Annotated in this window: 1 protein-coding gene; it reads left to right on the forward strand. The window is 42.0% G+C overall.

Going from position 1 to position 928, the window contains the following annotated elements; genetic code table 11:
- Positions 1-87 precede the first annotated feature (87 nt).
- Positions 88-928, forward strand: an 841-nt coding sequence (locus BACCOPRO_RS16970; protein WP_008145643.1) for a transposase, incomplete at its 3' end; no start/stop codon positions are given.

Here is a 928-nt window from a genome sequence, read left to right on the forward strand (position 1 = left end):
GTAGGCTAACATGTTGATAATAAAGGTAAAAAGTATTGCATAATTCGTTGGTTTTTAGTAAATTAGAAGTCTCGTACACATCTAATTATGACTAAAGAAACACTCCTTATGCAATACCAATCCGAGTGCCTGTCGGCTCTCAAATCAGTAGCGAATATACACAAACCTTTTGAAAAAACGTTCATGGACACCATGAAATTATTCATGGCCATCCCAGAACGTATAAACTTCCTTCGATTGGGCAGATATGGCTGTTTCTCAGAACAGACTTATCGTAACCTTTTTGAGCATGAAACTTTCGACTGGTTTGCGTTCAACGGCTCTATCATCAACAAGCATCTCACAGGCAAAAGAAAAGCAATCGCCATCGATCCTTCCTATATCCCCAAATCAGGCAAGAAGACACCTTGGATAGGTTACTTCTGGTCTGGTTGTGCAGGAGAGTACAAGCGTGGACTGGAAATCATGGGCATCGGTGTCATTGACATCGACAACCATGAATGCATGACTTTAGGTTCCATTCAGACGCCGGATTGTAAAACCTTGGATAATATGGGCAAGAATCTCGTTGACTGGTACAACAGCTATCTTATCAGTAGAAAAGACAAGCTACAAAGCATATCCCAAACGGTGGTCGCAGACGCATTCTTTTCCAAGGAAACATTCATAACGCCTATGTGTGAGAACGATTTCCATGTCATCAGCCGCTTTCGGAATGATGTAATCCTGTACTATCCGACATTGGAACAGAAAACAGGGAAACGTGGCCATCCAAAGTGGTTTGATGGAAGAATCAACTTTGCCAAATTGGATTTGACCCGGTGCAAGGAATACGAGGTGAACAAAGGAAAGCTATACGGATTGAGGGTATATGCAAAAGCTCTCAAAAGATATGTTTCCTTAGCCATCTGGTATCCGATGGACGGGA

The organism is Phocaeicola coprophilus DSM 18228 = JCM 13818 (genome assembly GCF_000157915.1).
In the GTDB taxonomy this organism is placed as follows: domain Bacteria; phylum Bacteroidota; class Bacteroidia; order Bacteroidales; family Bacteroidaceae; genus Phocaeicola; species Phocaeicola coprophilus.